A 14,683-nucleotide genomic window follows, 5' to 3' on the forward strand; every position below is an offset into this window, starting at 1 on the left:
CCCGGTCCCTACGCTTCGTCGATCGTCAGTGTCGCCGAGGGTGAAGAGGTCCCATGCGCATCGCCAACCTCGCCGGTCGTGCCGTCCTCGTGGTCGACGGCGGCGTCGTCGACATCGAGAGCGCGAGCGGCGGACGTTTCGGACCCGACCCGCAGACCTTGTTCGCCGCGTGGGACTCGTTCGGGGACTGGGCAGCCACGGCGGACACCGGTGCGGCCGTGCCGTACGAGGCCTCGGACCTGGGCCCGCCCGTGCCGGCACCGCGGCAGGTCTTCGCGGTGGGGTTGAACTACCGGGAGCACGCCTCCGAGGTCGGGCTCGGGGACGACAGCATCCCGGTGGTCTTCACGAAGTTCCCTGCGGCGATCACCGGCCCGTACGCCGAGGTCGAGCATCCCGGCGGCGACGTGGACTGGGAGGTCGAGCTGGTCGCCGTGATCGGCCGCCCTGGACACCGGATCGACGCCACGCGGGCCTGGGACCACATCGCCGGGGTGACGGTCGGACAGGACCTCTCCGAGCGCGTCCTGCAGCACGCCGGCGCGCTGCCTCAGTTCAGCCTGGGCAAGTCGTTCCCCGGCTTCGCGCCGATGGGGCCCTGGTTGGTGACTCCCGACGAGCTCGCGGATCGGGACGACCTGGCCCTGGAATGCGCGGTCAACGGCGAGACGATGCAGAAGTCGCGCACCTCCATGATGATCCACAACGTGCCGCGCCTGGTCGCCGAGCTCTCCCGGGTGACTCCGCTGCTCGCCGGCGACGTAATCTTCACCGGCACGCCCGCCGGGGTCGGGCAGCGGCGCGTGCCGGAGAAGTACCTGCTGCCCGGGGACGAGCTGGTGACCGAGATCGAGGGCATCGGGACGATGCGCAACCGGATCGTCGGGGCGGGCGGTCGGGGGTGACGACCGCCCGCCGAGTGGTCCTGACCTTCGACAACGGCCCCACTCCCGGTGTCACCGAGCAGGTCCTGGACCACCTCGCGAGCCGGTCCCTGCAAGCCGTGTTCTTCATGGTCGGCCGCGACCTGCTGGACCCGGCGCGCCGCCGGCTCGCCGAGTCGGTGAAAGCGGCCGGGCACTGGATCGGCAACCACACCATGACGCACTCGGTGCTGCTCGGCACCGACGACTCCCCCGACCTGCCCCGCCGGGAGATCGCCGCAGCTTCGGAAGTGCTGGGCGACCTGGCCGACGAGCGGAAGCTCTTCCGTCCCTGGGGTGGGGGCGGTGTCCTGGACCGGCGGCTGTTCCACCGGCGCTCGCTGCAGTTCCTGGCCGACCACGGATACACCTGCCTGCTGTGGAACTCCGTGCCCCGGGACTGGGAAGACGAAAAAGGTTGGCCGGCCCGGGCCCGCGCCGATATCGACGCCAAGGCCCACACGGTGGTGGTGCTGCACGACATTCCGGGCGCCGCGCTGGCCGCGTTGCCACAATTCCTGGACGACCTGCTCGATGCCGGCACCGAATTCACCAGGGAATTCCCGGAGGATTGTCTGGCGGTGGACGCCGGAATGATCACACCGGTTGCCGAGGCCTATGTCCAGCGGTCCGAGTAGCGCTCTGAGATGCGGTCATGCCGACCCACAGGCGCGGCGGCGGCTCGTCGACTGTTGACAACAACGACACGACGCCCCGCCGGACGGACGCCGATTCCGGTGACCGTGGGTGGTCGCGTATCGTGAAACCATGAAAGCCGGGACGGGTAAGACGACGCTGGCGGTTGACGTGTCCCAGCGAATGCGCGCCGATATTCTGGGTGCCCGCCTGCAGCCGGGTCAACGGTTGATGTTCGCGGATCTGAGCGAGCGGTACGGCGTGAGCGTCGGGGTCACCCGGGAGGCACTGACCTGGCTGGCCGGGCAGGGGCTCGTCAAGGTGACCGCACACCAGGGCTACATGGTGACGCCGCTGTCGCTGACCGATCTCGACGAGTTGACCGAGGCCCGCCTGCTCATCGAGCCCATCGTGCTGCGGCTGTCCATCGCCGCCGGTACCACCGAGTGGGAGGCCAGGGTCGTCGCGTCGCACCACGTGCTGGCCAAGTCGCCGCCGCCGGTGCCCGCCGATGCCAGCCGACGCGTCGACGCCCTCGACCAGTGGGCCGCCGCCCACGAGGCCTTCCACCAGACCCTCTTCGAGGGGTGCAACAACGAGCGTTTGCTCAAGGTCGTGCAGGGGCTGGCCGAGGAGGCGGCCCTGTACCGCCGCTGGTCGGTCACCCTGGGCCACACCAACCCGAACGCGGCGGCGGAGCACGAAGCGCTGCGGGACGCGGCCGTCGCCGGCGACGGCGAGGCCGGCGCCAAGGTCCTCATCGCCCATATCTCGCACACCCGCGAGAATCTGCACAAGTACTCGCAGGAACACCTGGACAACCTCGCGGGCTGAACGGACGAGCTTGCCGGCGCCGTCCACCCGCCTCACGACCGGCGTCGTCGCCCGCTCTCGACGCCGGCCCCGACCCGGCCCGCCGTGCCCGCCGCCGGGCGGCGCTGTGCAGCGACCCCGGTGCCGGCCGCCGTGGAGCTGCGGCCGGCGCGGTCGGCGTGGTCGGAGTTCCGCCGACGTCGGCCTCCACCGGCGGACCGGCCGTTGGGTCTGCCACCGGCAGGAGGTGGCGCGCCACTCCTCGCCGCTGCGAAAGGTTCGGGCGGCGTTCACCTGTCGGTGGTGGCGGGACGTCGCCGGCCGGAAGAGAGTCCCGGGCATGGCAACAGACACGGACGGCGGGACACTTTCAGCGAGCAGGTCCACGGACAGCGGTGCGGCGGACCGCGTCGGCTTCACCCGGCGCAGCCTGCTGGCGGCGGCCGGCGTGGGAGGTGCGGTGGCCGCGGTCGGACTGCTGGGTGCAGGTCCGGCCGAGGCGGCCACCGTGGACGGGGCACCGGCCGCGGCACCGGCACCGGCCCGCTCCGGCACCGGCTCCCGCGTCGCGGGGCTGCACCTGCAGTTCGGGGGCGACGCCTCCCGCCAGGTGACCGTCTCGTGGCACACCCTGGAACCGGTCGAACACCCGCGGGTGCTCGCCGGACGCACCGGACAGCGCTGCGAACGGGTGGTGTCGGCCCGGACCGCCTCGTACGTCGACGCCCAGTCCGGCCGGACCGTGTACGCGCACCATGCCGCACTGACCGACCTGGTCGCCGACCACGACTACCAGTACGCCGCGGTGCACGACGGCGCGACACCCGAGCTGGGGTCCTTCCGCACCGCGCCGCGCGGCCGGGCCGCCTTCACCTTCACCAGTTTCGGCGACCAGGGCACCCCGACGCTGGGCAAGGTCTTCACGCCGCCGGCCGGCGTGACGCTGGCCAACCCGCCGCTGGTGAACGACAACCTCGGATCCCCCGCCGCCGGCGACACCACGGCGGGGGTCGAGCGGATCGGCCCGCTGTTCCACCTGTTCAACGGCGACCTGTGCTACGCGAACCTGGCCACCGACCGGGTCCGCACCTGGTCGGACTTCTGGGAGAACAACACCCGCAGCGCCCGCCACCGGCCGTGGATGCCCAGTGCGGGCAACCACGAGAACGAGCTCGGCAACGGGCCGATCGGGTACGAGGCCTACCAGACGTACTTCTCGGTGCCGCCCGCGGTCGGACAGACGCACACCACCCGGGGCCTGTGGTACGCCTTCACCGTCGGGTCCGTGCGGGTGATCAGCCTTGCCAACGACGACGTCTGCTACCAGGACGGTGGGAACAGCTACGTCCGCGGGTACTCCCGCGGCGCGCAGAAGGCGTGGCTGGAGAACGAGCTCCGCGGCGCCCGCTCCCGGCGGGACGTCGACTGGGTCGTCGTCTGCATGCACCAGGTGGCCATCAGCACGGCCGACCGGTTCAACGGCGCGGACCTCGGCGTGCGCGAGGAGTGGCTGCCGCTGTTCGACCGGTACGGCGTGGACCTGGTGGTGTGCGGTCACGAGCACCACTACGAGCGGTCCCACCCCATCCGGGGACACCAGGACACCGCGACCCGGACGCCGGTACCCGTCGCCACCGGCACCACCACCGTCGACACCTCCCGCGGCACCGTGCACATGGTGCTGGGCGGCGGCGGCACCTCCGCGCCGAGCAACGAACTGTTCTTCGACCCGCCGGCGTGCCGGGTGATCACCGCGGTCGGTGCACCCGACCCGACGACAGGCAAGCGGCCGCCGGTGTACGTCCAGGAGCCGGCGCCGTGGTCGGCGGTGCGCAACCCCGCCCACGCCTACGGTTTCGCCGCCTTCCGCGTCGATCCCGGCGACCGCAGGACCGGCCGCACCACGATGACGGTGACCTACTACGACGTGACCGGCCCGTACGGCGAACTCGAGGCGTTCGAGACCTTCACCCTGACCCGGCCGCGGTCGGACGTGCGCCACTCCTGACGTCCCGCGGCCCGGCGGGCAGGACCGGCGCGGATCCGTCCACCCCGGTGGTGGTCCGCCGACCTCGGAACGTCGAGGCAGGTCCACCGATGGTGGACAGACCGCCCACCCCGCCACGGGCGCGGCGGTCGGACGGCATCCTGAGCCGGCCGGGTCCGCCGACGGACCGGCGGGGCGAGGGGCCGGATCGACATGCGCGGTGGACGGGCTGCAGTGCTGGTGGCCGCGGTGGTGGTCAGCGCGGCAGCGTGCGGAGCACCGGATCCGCTCCGCGCGTACCGCCCGGACGGCAGCTCCACCGCGGAGTTCACCGGCGCCGTCGCCGACTTCGCAGCGGCCGTCCGTGCCGGGGACGGCGTCCGGCTGGTCGCCCAGGACGACCGGGCCGCACCGGACGGCGACGACCCGGACTCCGGCACGGACGCCGGTGTCCGAGACCTCCTGGCCGCCTACGGCGGCCGGACCGTCTCGGTCGTCTCGTACTCGGCGATCGCGCCGGGTAGCGCGGGCGCACGGCTGCGGGTGTTCTGCGCCGACGGCCGGTCGGTCACCTTCGGCCAGGGCTTCGTCGGGCTGGACGGCCGGTGGCGCCCGGTGATCCGCGCCGCGCGGGACCGGCCAAGCGTCGCCGTCGCCGGTCGTGCGGACCCGCCGAGCGCCGAGGCGGGCCCGCCGTCGCCCGCCCCTCGGCCCGGGACGGAGCCGTATCCCCCGTGCCCGCGGTGACGGCGGTGGCACGGCCTCTGGGTGGGCCGGCCGCTGTCCGCGAGCCTGCGCCGCGGGTCCGACGACGGCGGAGGACGTGGCGCCGGGAGCGGGGCCACCCGAGCCGGCGGTCCGGCCGGTGTCCGCCCGGACGACGTCACCGACAGTGACGGCGTCCCGGTCGTCGGGCCCGGACGGACACCGGCGAGTGATCCACAACGGAACCCCGGCCGCCGTGCCGCGTGTCGCCTAGCGTCCCTGCCGGGAGCCGGACCGACCGGCGAACCGGCGGTCGGAGCGGGTGTGCGGCGTCGGCCGCTCGCCCACCGCGACGGGTGCCGGACAGCGAACGCAGACCCAGGACGGATTCCATGGCACCGGTGACCTCCCGCAGCGACATCCTGACGGCCGCGGCGACGCCCACCGATCCACCGGCGCGCCGACCGCTGGCGGCCCGCATCATGAGCAACCCGGTCATCGGGTTCGCCCCGTGGATCCTGCTGTCGATCCTGGAAGGTCCGGGGCGGCTGCAGTGGGCGGTGGGTGCGGTCCTCGCGCTGTCGGTCGCCTTCGTGGTCGTCGACCGCCTGCTGGGGAACCGGACGAAGCTGCTCGGCGTCGTGGACGTCGTCTCGTTCACCGCATTCCTGGTGCTGGCCCTCACCGCGTCGCCCTCGGTGCTGCGCTGGTTGGAGACCTGGTTCGGCGAGCTGACGAACGTGCTGCTGGTGCTGGTCGTCCTCGGCTCGATCCTGGCCCGGACGCCGTTCACCATCCAGTACGCCAAGGAGGAGACGGACCCGGAGGTCTGGAACACCCCGACCTTCCGGCACATCAACTACACGATCACCGCGGTCTGGGGCGGCGCGTTCCTGGTCGCCGCCATCGCCGGCTTCGTCGGCGACGCGGTGCTGCACGACAACGACAACCTTTGGACCGGCTGGATCTTCCAGATCGGTGCGTCGCTGATCGCGCTGCAGTTCACCACCTGGTACCCCGAGCACGCCACGGCCGTGCGACTGCGGGCGGCCGGTGTGCCGACCGAGCCGCCGGCGCCGCTCACCGAGTTGTTCCTGCCGATCGTCGGCTACCTCGTGCCGATCGGGGTGATCGTGCTGGTGTTCGGCGGAGGACCGACCTGGCTGGGCATCGCCCTGCTGGTGGTCGGGCTGCTCGGCACTGCCCGGATCCGCGCCTACGACCGTGCGCGGAAGCTGTCCGCCGGGAGCTGATGCAGGGAACCGTCCGGGGTGTCGCGGATCCGGTCACGCCGTGGCGACGACGGTCGCCTCCGCTCCGGTCGACGACCGCAGCACCGCCGTGGCCGTCACCGCCGAGGCGACCTGGGTGGGTGGCACGAAGACCGTGACACTGCGCCATCCGTCGGCGATGTCGTCGACCTCAGCGCCACGCTTCTGCAAATCGAGCACCCGCCGGCGGCTACCCCAGGCCAGCGTGAGGGTCACGGCGTCGGACCGGACGACCGCGACGATGCCGTACCAGGACGTCGACAGCAGATATCCGACGGGTCCCGTCCTCGGTCGCACCGTCGCCACGGCCGGAGCTCCGCCGGTCCGGCTCAGACACAGCGGGCCGACTCCCGGACCGCCCGCACCGACGTAGACGACCCAGTCGGCGGACGGCGACACCGGGGCCGTCCGGAGACGGCGGTGCCACCGACGTACGGCACCGACACCGCGATCCGGCGGCCGGACGCCGTGTCACGCGGCCGACGGATCCGACGCCGCCGCCGGCCCGCCGGCGCGCGAACCCCCCGTCGGCCTCGGGTCCGGGGCCATCGTCGGAGTCGACGACCCGGTCGACCCCACCGTCGACGCCGCCGTCACCGGACCCGCGCCCGTGCAGCCACCCACCAGGGCCGACAGCGCGAGCACCCCGGCCGCCGCCCGGCGGCAGCGCCACCGACCCGGCCGCCGTGCCCGCCCGCCGTTGCGGTGGTCCGAGCGCCGTGTGCTCACCATCCCGGGACGCGACGAGGCCGACGCCGGATTGCTCGCCGTGGACCGTCGCGCCTCCCGAGGGCGCCCCGCGTCGTCGCCGTGTGCCAGGGTGGAACTCCACGGACGCGGCGGGCGCCCGGCGACCAGGGAACGAGGGAGCAGTGGGCACTGCGGCGGGCGTGACGGCGGATCGGATGCGCGGTGTCTACCTCCCCGGCAACCGCGAGACCGTGGTGCGGGACGACGTTCCCGTTCCCACGCCCGGTCCCGGACAGGTGCTGCTGCGGGTCGGCGCGTCGACGATCTGCGGCAGCGACGTACGGGCCATCTACCGGGAGCACCTGGGCACCGGACCCGAGGGCTACAACGACGTGGTCGCCGGCCACGAGCCGGCCGGGCAGGTGGTGGCCGTCGGGCCTGGCGTGCAGCGCCTGGCCGTCGGGTCGCGGGTGGCCGTCTACCACATCTCGGGCTGCGGCCAGTGCTCCGAGTGCGTCAAGGGCTACTTCATCAGCTGCACGAGCCCGCTGCGCGCGGCCTACGGCTGGCAGCGCGACGGCGGCCACGCCGACTACCTCCTCGCCGAGGAGAACACCTGCATCGAGCTGCCGGACTCGCTGACCTTCGTCGACGGCGCCTGCGTCGCCTGCGGTTTCAGCACGGCCTACGAGGCGCTGGTACGGCTGGGCGTCTCCGGCCGGGACAGCCTGCTGGTCACCGGCCTCGGCCCCGTCGGCCTGGCGGCGGGACTGCTGGCCAAGAAACTGGGCGCCGACCGCGTCTACGGCACCGACCCGGCGGGCGAGCGGGCCGCGCTCGCCCTGGAGCTGGGCGCCGTGGACGACGTCCTGTCCCCCGACGACCTGGCCGGCCCCGGCTTCCGCCCGGTGACCGCGGCGGTCGACTGCTCCGGCTCGGCGCCCGGACGCCGCACGGCACTCGGCGCCCTGGCCCGCTGGGGGCGGATGGCATTCGTCGGCGAGGGCGGCGAGATCTCCTTCGACGTCAGCCACGACGTCATCCACCGGCAGATCACCCTGATCGGGTCGTGGGTGACCAGCGTCGGCCGGATGCGCGAGCTGCTGGAGCGGCTCGACGTCTGGCAGCTGCACCCCGAGGTGGTGGTGAGCGACCGGTTCGACCTCGACCAGGCCGACACCGCCTACCGGCTGGTCGACGCCGGCCGGTCCGGCAAGGCGGCGTTGATCCCGAGCTGATCCGGACCGCGGCCGGCCGCGCGACGGGACCCGGCCTCAGACCAGGTGGAAGTACTGCTCCAGCCGGCGCAGGCTGCGGTCCGGCCCGGCCCCGTCCGGGGTCACGAAGAACGGGGCCATCGTGGCCTGCCAGCGGAGGTTCACGTCGGTGGCGTCCATCCTGCGCCGGGCCTCGGCGAAGTCGTCGGTCTCCAGCGTCCCCACCACCAGCCCGGTCTCGCGGTCGACGAACAGCGAGTAGTCGCGCCACCCGGCGTCCCGGAGCGCCTGCAGCATCTCCGGCCACACCGTCTCGTGCGCCGCGAGGTACTCGGTGATGCGGTCCGGCCGCACCTGCATGACGAAGCACACCCGTTCCATCGGGCCACCACTCCGCTCGTGGGTCGGCGGCGGCGCACCGGTCACCGGCGCGCCGCCGCAGCGGTCAGCGCAGGAAGCCGGCGGCGACGCCGGAGTCGACCGGCACCAGCAGTCCGGTGGTGATGCCCAGCGTGCCGTTGGTCAGCGCCAGGGTCGCCAGGCCGACGTGCTCGGGCAGCACCTCCTCCTTGAGGATGGTCCGCTGCGCGTAGTACTTTCCCAGGTCCTTCTCCTCGACGCCGTAGGTGGCGGCCCGCGAGGCGCCCCACCCGCCGGAGAAGATGCCGGAGCCGCGGACGACGCCGTCGGGGTTGATGCCGTTCACCCGCACCCCGTACTGGCCGAGCTCGGCGGCCAGCAGCCGGACCATGTGCGCCTGGGCGGCCTTGGCCGAGGAGTAGGCGATGTTGTTCGGCCCGGCGAAGACGGCGTTCTTCGAGCAGATGATGACCACGTCGCCGCCGAGGCGTTGGGCGCGCAGTGCCGGTTCGGCGGCCTTGGTCACCAGGAACGACCCGCGCGGCATGATGTCGTACTGCAGATCCCAGTCCGCCACCGAGGTGTCGGACAGCGACCCGGCCCGGGAGATGCCGGCGTTGTTCACGACGAGGTCGACACCGCCGAAGGCGACGATGCCGGCGGCCACCCCGGCCGCCACGGCGTCGGGGTCGGTCACGTTCATCTCGACCGCGACCGCCGCGTCCGGGCCACCGAGTTCGTCGGCCAGCTGCTGCGCGCCCTCGAGGTTCATGTCGGCCACCACGACGCAGGCACCGTTCTGCGCGAGGACTCGGGCAGTGGCCAGCCCGATGCCCGACGCGCCGCCGGTGACCAGCGCGATGCGGCCCGCGAGGTCCTTGGGCTTGGGCCGCCGCCGGAGCTTGTCCTCCTCGAGCTGCCAGTACTCGACCCGGAACTTCTCGGCCTCGCTGACCGGCTGGTAGCGGGAGACACCCTCGGCGCCGCGCATGACGTTCACCGCGTTGACGTAGAACTCGCCGGCCACCCGCGCGGTCTGCTTGTCGGCGCCGAACGAGAACATGCCGACGCCGGGCACCAGGACGATCGCCGGGTCCGCACCGCGGATGGCGGGGCTGTCCGGGGTGGCGTGCCGGTCGTAGTAGGCCTGGTAGTCGGTGCGGTACTCCTCGTGCAGCTCGGCCAGCCGGGCCTCGACCTGGTCGAGGGGGGCGTCGACCGGGGTGTCGAGCAGCAGCGGGCGGACCTTGGTGCGCAGGAAGTGGTCCGGGCACGAGGTGCCCAGCGACACCAGGTGGGGCAGCTTCTCGCGGGACAGGAAGTCCAGCACGACGTCCGAGTCGGTGAAGTGCCCGACCTGCCGCCGGTCCGCCGATGCGACCCTCCGCAGGTACGGGAACAGTTCGGCGGCGCGCGCCCGGCGGGCGGCCGGGTCGAGCGCCTCCCGGCCCGGCACGACCGGCCCGAAGGGCTCGGCGGCGGAGTGCTCGTCGAGGTAGGCCTGCGCGTCGTGGATGATCTGCAGCGACCGGGCCTCGACCTCGTCGCTGGTGGCACCCCAGGCGGTCATGCCGTGGCCGCCGAGCACGGCGCCGATGACGCCGGGCTGCGCCGCGATGCCGGCGACCAGCTTGCCGAGCTCCCAGCCGGGGCGCTGCCAGGGGATCCACGCGACCGACCCGCCCCAGATCGTGCGCACCAGCTCCTCGCCGTCGGCCGCGCAGGCCAGCGCGATGACCGCGTCCGGGTGCAGGTGGTCGACGTGCGGCTGGTCCACCAGCCCGTGCATCGGGGTGTCGATGGACGGCGTAGCACCGCCGGGGCCGAACGAGCAGAACGAGAACAGCCCGACCATCTCGTCCTCGTGGTCGACGCCCCGGTACACCCGGTCCAGCGCGACCAGCCGGTCCCGCTCCAGCACGGCGAGCCCGGTGGCCTTGAGCGTCCCGAGGTCGCCGCCCGATCCCTTGACGTAGACCAGTTCCTCGTCCTGGCCGGTGGCCGGGTTGTACTGGCGGACCTTGGCGGAGGTGTTGCCGCCGGCGTAGTTGGTGACCGTCGGGTCCGAGCCGAGCCGGTTGGACCGGGCCAGCAGCTGCGCGACGCCCTCGGGGAGATCGGTGGGGTCGGGGGCGGTCATCGGGTTCCTCCGTAGCGGCGGTTGGTCAGCCCGTTGAGCAGCGCCGCGAACACGAGGACGGCGCCGAGGGCCAGCAGTTGGAATTGGGAGCCTTCGTTGCCCTCGAAGGCCAGGAGAATGCCGGCGTTGAGCCAGACGATGAGCAGGGTGGCCAGCACGACGCCCGAGACCCGCCCGATGCCACCGGTGATCGCCACCCCACCGAGCACGGCGATGGTGATGGCGGGCAGCGCCATGCCGTTCCCGGTGACCCCGGCGTCCGGCCGGGCCGACGCGAACTGCGCCACCGTCACCACCGCGACGAGGCCGGAGAGCAGCCCCGAGATGGTGTAGGCCTTGAACCGGGTGTCCCGGACGGCGATGCCGGACCACTGGGCGGCGACGTCGTTGGTGCCGATCGCGAACAGCCGGCGGCCGTAGGTGGTGCGGGCCAGCAGCAGCCAGATCACCACGACGGTCGGCAGCAGGAAGGTGAAGATCCCCAGCGGGAAGTTGGGGATGTCGTGGCCGATGACCGGCAGCTCGACGGACCGGGTGATCGAGAACAGGTTCTGGATCGGCTCGGTGGAGATCGGCTCCTGGTTGTTGATGACGACGGCCAGCGACTTGTAGGCGTAGTACGTCGCCAGCGTGGTGATCAGGGCCGGGAACCCGATGTAGGACACCAGGAACCCGTTCACCGCGCCGAGCACCCCGCCGACCACGACGGTGACCACCAGGGCGAGCCAGAACGGCCAGTTCCACTCGCCGTACGCGAACCCGAAGACCATCCCGGCCAGGGAGACGATCGCCCCGACGGACAGGTCGATGCCGCCGCGGCCGGACAGGATGACCACCAACTCCGCCAGGCCCAGGATGGCCAACGGGACCGCGTTGATCAACGACGAGGCCATGTAGTCCGGGTCGTAGGGCGCCGTCAGGTAGTCGTTCGCGTCCATGATCATCAGGACGGCGACCACGACGACGATCAGCACGGCCAGCAGCACCACCCGCTGGGTGAGCAGCGCCCGCAGGATCCGGGTGCCCAGCGGCTCCCGGGTGGCCCCGGAGTCGGCCGGCTTCAACCGGGGGCCGCCGGCGGGCTGCACCGGGGACGCCCCGTGGTGGGCGGACTGCTCGACGCCGGAGGCACTCATGCGGCGGCCCTCCTCGACCGTTGCCGGAGCAGGTCGGCCCCGACGGCGATGATGATGAAGACACCCACGAACAGGTCCCGCAGGTTGGAGTTCCAGCCGAGCTGGGTGACGCCGGACGAGACCGTCTGCACCAGCAGGGCGCCCAGGACGGTGCCGAGCACCGACCCGCGACCGCCCATGATCGACGTGCCGCCGATGACCACCGCGGCGATCACCTGCAGCTCGTAGCCGGTGCCCACCGACTGGTCCAGCGTGGACGTGCCCTGGGCGATGACGAAGCAGGAGCCGAGGCCGACCAGCAGGCCGGTCAGCACGTACGCCAGCAGGATGCGCCGCTGCACGCGGACCCCGGCCAGCCGGGCCGCCTGCGCGTCGCCGCCGATGGCGAAGAAGTGCCGGCCGCCGGCCGTGTGCCGCAGGTACCACCAGGCGACAGCGGCGAGGACGATCGTGATCAGGAAGGCGTGCGGGATGCCGAAGCTTCGCCCGGCCACCCCGCGGCCGAACACGTCGAAGGTGCTCGGGATGCCGTTCACCGTCGAGGACCCGAAGATCTGCAGGCCCAGGAATTGGAACAGGTTCGCGGTGCCGAAGGTGATGATGATCGCGTGCACCCGCCCGTAGGCGATGAGCACGCCGTTCACCAGGCCGAGCACCCCGCCGACGGCGACGGACAGCAGCACCGCCGGCAACAGCGACACACCGCTGGACACCAGGGTCTTGGCCGTGAGGACGGAGCACACCATCACGGCGCCGCCGACCGAGACGTCGATGCCGCCGGTGATGATGACGACCGTCATGCCGATCCCGATCAGGGCGATCGGCGCCATCGAGACCAGCAGCGGCTGCAGCGATCCCGGCTTGAGGAAGGCCGGAGTGGTGAAGTACAGGGCGACCCACATGGCGGCGATGACCGCGAGCAGGACGAGTTCCTGCCCGGTCACCGGCGACGGCAGCACCCGGTTGCGGGTCCGCACCGCGCGCGCCGGCTCACCGGCGGGCACGGGCCGCGGTGGCGTGGTGGTGGTCATGACGCTCCTCCGTCCGAGGCGGCGACGTCGCCCGCGGCCGCGGCCAGGACGTCGACCTGGGTGGCGTCGGGGCCGAACTCGACGGTGGTGGTGCCGCCCCGGACGACCTGGATGCGGTCGGAGATGCGCAGCGCCTCCGGCAGGTCCGAGGTGACGACCAGGACGGCCGTCCCGCCCTGCGCGAGTTCGGCGATGATGCGGTGGATCTCCTCCTTGGCGCCCACGTCGACGCCCTGGGTCGGCTCGGCCAGCACCAGCACCTTGGGCCGCTCGACGAGCTGGCGGGCCAGCACGACCTTCTGCGCGTTCCCGCCGGACATGGCCGAGATGGCCTGCCGCTCGTGCGGGGTGCGCACCGCCAGCCGGGCGATCATGTCCCGGGCCACCGACTTCTCCCGGGACCGGTCCATCCAGGTGCCGAACCGCGACAGCAACGGCAGGTGGCCGGCCGAGATGTTGAACGCGATGGACTGGAAGCCGAACATGCCCTGGAGCTTGCGGTTGGCCGGCAGCAGCGCGATGCCCAGCCGCTGCGCGTCCCGCGGCGACCGGGGGCTGATGCGCTTGCCGTCCAGGCGGATCTCGCCCTCGGTGGCCCGGTCGATGCCGTAGATGGTGGCGGCGATCTCCGAGACACCGGACCCGACGAGCCCGTAGAGGCCGACGATCTCGCCGGGCCGGACGGACACGTCGACGGAGTGGAAGCGGCCGGCCAGGCCCAGGTCGGACAGCACCAGCGCGGGCTCGCCGGACGGTACCGAGCGCTCGGAGTGGTGCTCGGACAGGATCCCGCCGACCATCAGCTCGGCGATCTGCCGGACGGTCAGGTCCGCGATCGGGTAGGTACCGATGGTCTGGCCGTCCCGCATGACGGTGACTTCCTGGGCGATCCGGAAGAGCTCGTCGAGGCGGTGGGAGATGTAGACGACGGACACCCCGGACGCGGTGAGCCGGCGGACGACGTCGAACAGCACGTCGATCTCGGCGTCGGTGAGGATCGCCGACGGCTCGTCCAGGATCAGGATTTTGGCGTTGCCGGCGAGCGCCTTGGCGATCGAGACCTGCTGCTGCTGCGCGATCGACAGCGTCCCGACGACCGCGGTCGCGTAGCGGGCGGGCAGCCGGAGCAACTCGAGCAGCTCGACCACCTTGGCGTTCTGCGCCGCCCAGTCCACGCGTCCGGCGGTGCGGATCTCGCGTCCCATGAAGATGTTCTCGGACACCGTCAGCTCCGCGAACAGCTGCGGCTCCTGGTAGACGGTGGCGATGCCCAGCGCCATGGCGTCGACCGTGGAGCTGATGGTCACCGGCGCGCCCTCGAACTCGATCGTGCCGGTGTCGGCGGTCTCCGCCCCGGACACGATCTTGATGAGGGTGGACTTGCCGGCACCGTTCTCCCCCACCAGGGCGTGCACTTGGCCGGCCTTGACGGTCATGTCCGCGTTGCGGATGGCCCGCACGGCGCCGTAGCGCTTCGAGATGCCGGTCAGCACCAGCCGGGCGAGTCCCGAGTCGGGAGCAGGCCGGTCACCGGCCCCGGCGACCGGCAGCTCGGTGCCGGCCGGCACTGCCGGATCCGCCGGCGCTGCCGTCGACGCCGCCGGCGCCGTCGACGCGGTGGTCGGCGCCGCCGGTGCGGACGAGGGCCCGGCCTGCGGCTCGGCGGGCGGCTGCCCGCCGGCGGTGACCCCGTCGGTCATCGCGTGCTCCGTTCCTGTGCGGGATGGCGGTGGAGGGACGCCGGGGCGGCGCAGGACGCCGCCCCGGCGCGGGG

The 14,683-nt window shown here is 72.7% G+C and carries 13 protein-coding genes; 7 read left to right on the forward strand and 6 right to left on the reverse strand.

The window, feature by feature from the left end; all coding sequences use genetic code 11:
* Positions 1–53: 53 nt before the first annotated feature.
* The 6 genes from IEY37_RS06610 (at position 54) to IEY37_RS06635 (ending at position 6,317) form a co-directional block, all read left to right on the forward strand.
* The gene (locus IEY37_RS06610) at positions 54–905 is read left to right on the forward strand and encodes a fumarylacetoacetate hydrolase family protein (protein ID WP_188940687.1); all 852 of its coding nucleotides are present in this window, start codon (positions 54–56) and stop codon (positions 903–905) included.
* Positions 902–1,561 (forward strand): polysaccharide deacetylase family protein, encoded by a 660-nt coding sequence (locus IEY37_RS06615; RefSeq protein ID WP_188940688.1) that lies wholly within the window; start codon positions 902–904, stop codon positions 1,559–1,561. Before IEY37_RS06610 ends, IEY37_RS06615 begins: the two co-directional genes overlap by 4 nt.
* Before the next feature lie 130 nt (positions 1,562–1,691).
* Positions 1,692–2,393, forward strand: coding sequence for a GntR family transcriptional regulator (locus tag IEY37_RS06620; RefSeq protein WP_188940689.1), 702 nt, complete (start codon positions 1,692–1,694; stop codon positions 2,391–2,393).
* A 319-nt stretch (positions 2,394–2,712) separates the two neighbouring features.
* Positions 2,713–4,380: a purple acid phosphatase family protein gene (locus IEY37_RS06625; RefSeq protein ID WP_188940690.1), complete on the forward strand. Its 1,668-nt coding sequence runs from the start codon at positions 2,713–2,715 to the stop codon at positions 4,378–4,380.
* A gap of 192 nt (positions 4,381–4,572) precedes the next feature.
* A complete protein-coding gene (locus tag IEY37_RS06630) occupies positions 4,573–5,106 on the forward strand; it encodes a hypothetical protein (RefSeq protein WP_188940691.1) in 534 nt (177 codons plus the stop codon).
* A 359-nt stretch (positions 5,107–5,465) separates the two neighbouring features.
* A complete protein-coding gene (locus tag IEY37_RS06635; protein WP_188940692.1) occupies positions 5,466–6,317 on the forward strand; it encodes a hypothetical protein in 852 nt (283 codons plus the stop codon).
* Positions 6,318–6,350: 33 nt separating this feature from the next.
* Here the strand turns inward: IEY37_RS06635 and IEY37_RS06640 are convergent, their stop codons facing one another.
* Positions 6,351–6,641: a hypothetical protein gene (locus IEY37_RS06640; protein ID WP_188940693.1), complete on the reverse strand. Its 291-nt coding sequence runs from the start codon at positions 6,639–6,641 to the stop codon at positions 6,351–6,353.
* 599 nt (positions 6,642–7,240) lie between these two features.
* Between IEY37_RS06640 and IEY37_RS06645 the strand changes: the two genes are divergently transcribed.
* Positions 7,241–8,263: a zinc-dependent alcohol dehydrogenase family protein gene (locus tag IEY37_RS06645; RefSeq protein ID WP_188940871.1), complete on the forward strand. Its 1,023-nt coding sequence runs from the start codon at positions 7,241–7,243 to the stop codon at positions 8,261–8,263.
* A gap of 36 nt (positions 8,264–8,299) precedes the next feature.
* Here IEY37_RS06645 and IEY37_RS06650 read toward each other — a convergent pair whose 3' ends face one another.
* The 5 genes from IEY37_RS06650 to IEY37_RS06670 all read right to left on the reverse strand — a co-directional run bounded on the left by IEY37_RS06650 (position 8,300) and on the right by IEY37_RS06670 (position 14,609).
* Positions 8,300–8,623 (reverse strand): L-rhamnose mutarotase, encoded by a 324-nt coding sequence (locus tag IEY37_RS06650; protein WP_188940694.1) that lies wholly within the window; start codon positions 8,621–8,623, stop codon positions 8,300–8,302.
* Positions 8,624–8,687: 64 nt separating this feature from the next.
* Entirely contained in the window at positions 8,688–10,742 is a 2,055-nt protein-coding gene (gene rhaD, locus IEY37_RS06655; protein ID WP_188940695.1) for a bifunctional rhamnulose-1-phosphate aldolase/short-chain dehydrogenase, read from the reverse strand.
* A complete protein-coding gene (locus IEY37_RS06660) occupies positions 10,739–11,878 on the reverse strand; it encodes an ABC transporter permease (protein WP_188940696.1) in 1,140 nt (379 codons plus the stop codon). Before IEY37_RS06660 ends, rhaD begins: the two co-directional genes overlap by 4 nt.
* Positions 11,875–12,909 (reverse strand): ABC transporter permease, encoded by a 1,035-nt coding sequence (locus tag IEY37_RS06665; protein ID WP_188940697.1) that lies wholly within the window; start codon positions 12,907–12,909, stop codon positions 11,875–11,877. The genes IEY37_RS06660 and IEY37_RS06665 overlap by 4 nt, the downstream gene beginning before the upstream one ends.
* Positions 12,906–14,609: a sugar ABC transporter ATP-binding protein gene (locus IEY37_RS06670; protein ID WP_188940698.1), complete on the reverse strand. Its 1,704-nt coding sequence runs from the start codon at positions 14,607–14,609 to the stop codon at positions 12,906–12,908. Before IEY37_RS06670 ends, IEY37_RS06665 begins: the two co-directional genes overlap by 4 nt.
* Positions 14,610–14,683: the final 74 nt, after the last annotated feature.

Source organism: Nakamurella endophytica, assembly GCF_014646215.1.
Lineage (GTDB): Bacteria > Actinomycetota > Actinomycetes > Mycobacteriales > Nakamurellaceae > Nakamurella > Nakamurella endophytica.

Bases quoted from the DNA above. Each gene is read 5' to 3' on its own strand.
- IEY37_RS06610 (WP_188940687.1), top strand. From the start codon at position 54: ATGCGCATCGCCAACCTCGCCGGTCGTGCCGTCCTCGTGGTCGACGGC.
- IEY37_RS06620 (WP_188940689.1), top strand. From the start codon at position 1,692: ATGAAAGCCGGGACGGGTAAGACGACGCTGGCGGTTGACGTGTCCCAG.
- IEY37_RS06625 (WP_188940690.1), top strand. From the start codon at position 2,713: ATGGCAACAGACACGGACGGCGGGACACTTTCAGCGAGCAGGTCCACG.
- IEY37_RS06630 (WP_188940691.1), top strand. From the start codon at position 4,573: ATGCGCGGTGGACGGGCTGCAGTGCTGGTGGCCGCGGTGGTGGTCAGC.
- IEY37_RS06645 (WP_188940871.1), top strand. From the start codon at position 7,241: ATGCGCGGTGTCTACCTCCCCGGCAACCGCGAGACCGTGGTGCGGGAC.
- IEY37_RS06650 (WP_188940694.1), bottom strand. From the start codon at position 8,623: ATGGAACGGGTGTGCTTCGTCATGCAGGTGCGGCCGGACCGCATCACC.
- rhaD (WP_188940695.1), bottom strand. From the start codon at position 10,742: ATGACCGCCCCCGACCCCACCGATCTCCCCGAGGGCGTCGCGCAGCTG.
- IEY37_RS06660 (WP_188940696.1), bottom strand. From the start codon at position 11,878: ATGAGTGCCTCCGGCGTCGAGCAGTCCGCCCACCACGGGGCGTCCCCG.
- IEY37_RS06665 (WP_188940697.1), bottom strand. From the start codon at position 12,909: ATGACCACCACCACGCCACCGCGGCCCGTGCCCGCCGGTGAGCCGGCG.
- IEY37_RS06670 (WP_188940698.1), bottom strand. From the start codon at position 14,609: ATGACCGACGGGGTCACCGCCGGCGGGCAGCCGCCCGCCGAGCCGCAG.